Origin of the sequence: Rhizobacter sp. (assembly GCF_031412075.1) — a bacterium.
GTDB lineage: Bacteria > Pseudomonadota > Gammaproteobacteria > Burkholderiales > Burkholderiaceae_C > Rhizobacter.
In genome coordinates, this window is sequence record NZ_JANOCG010000237.1 from 1 (window position 1) to 2,585 (window position 2,585).

Annotated in this window: 5 protein-coding genes, 1 other RNA gene and 1 pseudogene; 4 read left to right on the plus strand and 3 right to left on the minus strand. The window is 64.6% G+C overall.

What is annotated here, in order from left to right:
* Window positions 1-619: cyclic nucleotide-binding domain-containing protein (locus RMO40_RS08320; RefSeq protein WP_309718961.1), on the minus strand; the 619-nt coding region annotated here is incomplete at its 3' end.
* Between the two features lie 121 nt (window positions 620-740).
* On the opposite strand from RMO40_RS08320, the gene RMO40_RS08325 reads away from it, so the two are divergent.
* The 4 genes from RMO40_RS08325 to RMO40_RS08340 all read left to right on the plus strand — a co-directional run bounded on the left by RMO40_RS08325 (window position 741) and on the right by RMO40_RS08340 (window position 2,082).
* Window positions 741-1,148 carry a BLUF domain-containing protein gene (locus RMO40_RS08325; protein ID WP_309718965.1) on the plus strand — a complete coding sequence of 136 codons (408 nt, stop codon included), beginning with the start codon at window positions 741-743 and terminating at the stop codon, window positions 1,146-1,148.
* A gap of 140 nt (window positions 1,149-1,288) precedes the next feature.
* Window positions 1,289-1,528 carry a hypothetical protein gene (locus tag RMO40_RS08330; protein ID WP_309718967.1) on the plus strand — a complete coding sequence of 80 codons (240 nt, stop codon included), beginning with the start codon at window positions 1,289-1,291 and terminating at the stop codon, window positions 1,526-1,528.
* Entirely contained in the window at window positions 1,525-1,788 is a 264-nt protein-coding gene (locus tag RMO40_RS08335) for a hypothetical protein (RefSeq protein WP_309718971.1), read from the plus strand. Before RMO40_RS08330 ends, RMO40_RS08335 begins: the two co-directional genes overlap by 4 nt.
* Window positions 1,789-1,827: 39 nt before the next feature.
* Entirely contained in the window at window positions 1,828-2,082 is a 255-nt protein-coding gene (locus tag RMO40_RS08340) for a hypothetical protein (RefSeq protein WP_309718975.1), read from the plus strand.
* 34 nt (window positions 2,083-2,116) lie between these two features.
* Here RMO40_RS08340 and ffs read toward each other — a convergent pair.
* Together ffs and RMO40_RS08350 are read right to left on the minus strand one after the other, a co-directional pair.
* An RNA gene (gene ffs / locus RMO40_RS08345) (signal recognition particle sRNA small type) lies at window positions 2,117-2,214 on the minus strand.
* A 56-nt stretch (window positions 2,215-2,270) separates the two neighbouring features.
* Window positions 2,271-2,585 (minus strand): annotated as a pseudogene (locus tag RMO40_RS08350) (phosphoribosylformylglycinamidine cyclo-ligase); the annotation flags it as partial.

A 2,585-nucleotide genomic window follows, 5' to 3' on the forward strand; every position in this document is an offset into this window, starting at 1 on the left:
CGAGCTTGCGCAGGGTCTTGTTGGTGTGCACCAGCGACAAGCCCAGTGCATCGGCGATGTGCTGCTGGGTCAACGGGAAGGGCACACCGCCGGCGCCTGCGTCGGGGAACTTCGCCGCCGCCCGCTTGAACAGCAGGATGAGCAGCACCGCCACCCGCTCTTCGGCGCTGCGCCGGCCCACGGACAATAAGCCGTCGTCGACCAGCGACTGCTCCTGCGCGATCAGCCAGGTGAGGTTGAAGCCCATGTGGGGCCGGGTGCGGTGAAGCTGCCAGAGTGTGTCGCGCGAGAACACGCACAGCTGCACCTCGCTGAGCGCCTGCACGCCGTGCGAGAGCGCGTCCGACATCTTCTGCTGCACGCCGATGAAGTCGCCCGGGAGCAGGAAGTTGAGGATCTGCCGCCGCCCGTCGGGGAGCGTCTTGTAGCGAAAAGCCCAGCCCGCCCACAAGGTGTAGAGCGGCGCATCGGCCTGGCCCTCGTGAATGATGTCCTGCCCGGCGCCCAGGGCCACCTGGCCCCGTTTGAGCGACTGGATCAGCACGACGTCTTCGTCTGCATGCGGCGTGAAAAGCTGCAGCGTGCGCAGCGGGCAGTCCTTGCAGCTGACCTCGTTCATGGCGTTCTCCCTTCGAGCCCCATGGGGGCAAGTATCGGGCACACAACGGTATGTCATTCGACACAGCGGCCCCTGAAAGCCGCGGCTAGATTGCGTCATGTATTGCGAAACCACACGCCCCATGGCAGCGACCGACCTTGTTTCCTGCGTCTTGTGGGTGAGCCGGCTGGCGCCCGAAACCAGCCTGGGCGCCGTCAAGGACATCTGGCAGGCATCGCGCCAACGCAATGCCACGCTCGGCCTGACAGGTGCCGTCATCTTCGATGGGGAGCGCTTCTGCGAGCTGTTGGAAGGCCCGGTGCTCGACATCTCGGCGGTGTACCGCGAGGTCGAGGCGGATCCTCGCCACACCGGCCTGCGGGTGTTGCACATTTCATCGGGCGGCTCGCCCAGGCGGCAGAAGCAATGGTGCAGCGGCTACTGCGATGCATCGGCGCTCGATCCCTTCTTCGATGAAGCGGGTCTGCAAGGCGAAGCCGCCGCATCAGCGTTTTTCGAGCTGCTGCCTCGCTGCGACCTCTCGCCCTGAGCCAACTCCGCAAGGTCGGACTCGTCCTACCCGAGTCGGGCCCGCGATCCGACCCGCATTTGCGCGGGCGACCGGTGGCCCTCATCGACCCGCTTGCCTATCGTTGCCTCCTCACATTCACTCCCCCCAAGGAGAAGACCATGAAGGCACAAACACCCAAGACGGTGACCGGCACCAGCGGCAAGATTCAAGGCGAAGGCGACTACGAAGCCGCGCGTCGCTACGACAAGGCAGCGCAAGACTTTGCCGAATCGGGCAAGGTGGACGAGGCGGCCCGCAAGGCCAAGCCGAAAGACCCCCAAGAAGCTCAAGAACTGAAGCAGGCGGAAGAGATCGGCAAATCGCGTTCCAAGGGGGAAGACCCTGGAGATGCGAGGTGAAGCCCAAGCGCTTTGGCCGAACCAGCCCGTCGATCCATGACAAGCCGGTGCCGCGGCTCCCGCACGAGCGCGACGAGTCGTCCGACAGCCAGATCAGCGAAGCAGTGCAGCCGGTCATCCAGCAAGCCCACGACGACGTGATGGCCGGGCGCATGGACACCGATCGCGGCGTGCCGATGGACAACGCCTACCAGCGCCAGAAAGAACCCGCTGAACAAGCACCCGCTGAACCCACCCCCAGGAAATCAAAGCGCGCGTGAGCGCCGCCATCGATCCTTTGCGAGTACCTGCAAGAAGACATGAACCCGATCAAGCAACACGGCACCGAGCACACCGCCAAATACCTCATCTTGCTGGGCAGCGACCGCGCCACACGCGCCTTGCTGTTCGGCCAGGACCACCGATTTCTCGCTGAAGTGCTGGACGACGAAGACGGGCTGGTGGTGGACAACCTGATGCGCGCCGGCACCTCTTGCCTGCCGCCCGACGATGTGACCATGCCCGTGCCGGCAGGCGCGGCCACGCGCATGCGATGTTTCGCGCTGACCGGCTGAGTTGCCGCTGCGGCTGTAGCTTGAAGGGGAGGAGGGTGACGAGCCTTACCCCCGGCACTGGTTGCAACGCTTAGGGCTGCTTCGTTCCCAACCTGACCCGTTTGGGCGCGCTTCCATGCGGGGAGGCCCGTCACGGGTGATTGTAGGGGACTGCTTTGATGACTCGGCCCCACAAGGGCTTGTGGGAGTCAGCGCAGTTGCAGCGCGTCGTCTCCAAACTCGATGTTCAACGGCTCGATGATGAGCTTCTTGGGGCCCGCCTCCACACGGCCTGCGATCAAGGCTTTCACGCCTTGTGCCTGCGCCACCTGCACCGTGCGCTCGGCGTCTTCGGCCTTCACGAACAACGCAAAGCCCGCGCCCATGTTGAGCGTGCTGTAGGCCTCTTGGTCGTCTTGTTTGGAATGGTGCTGGATGAACTTCAGCACCGGCGTCACCTCGGGCACGCTGTGGATGCGGTAGGTGTGAATGGCCGGGTGGCGCAGCAGCTTGCGCCAGCCGTG

Coding starts and splice junctions, on each gene's coding strand:
- RMO40_RS08325 (WP_309718965.1), top strand. CDS start 741: ATGGCAGCGACCGACCTTGTTTCCTGCGTCTTGTGGGTGAGCCGGCTG.
- RMO40_RS08330 (WP_309718967.1), top strand. CDS start 1,289: ATGAAGGCACAAACACCCAAGACGGTGACCGGCACCAGCGGCAAGATT.
- RMO40_RS08340 (WP_309718975.1), top strand. CDS start 1,828: ATGAACCCGATCAAGCAACACGGCACCGAGCACACCGCCAAATACCTC.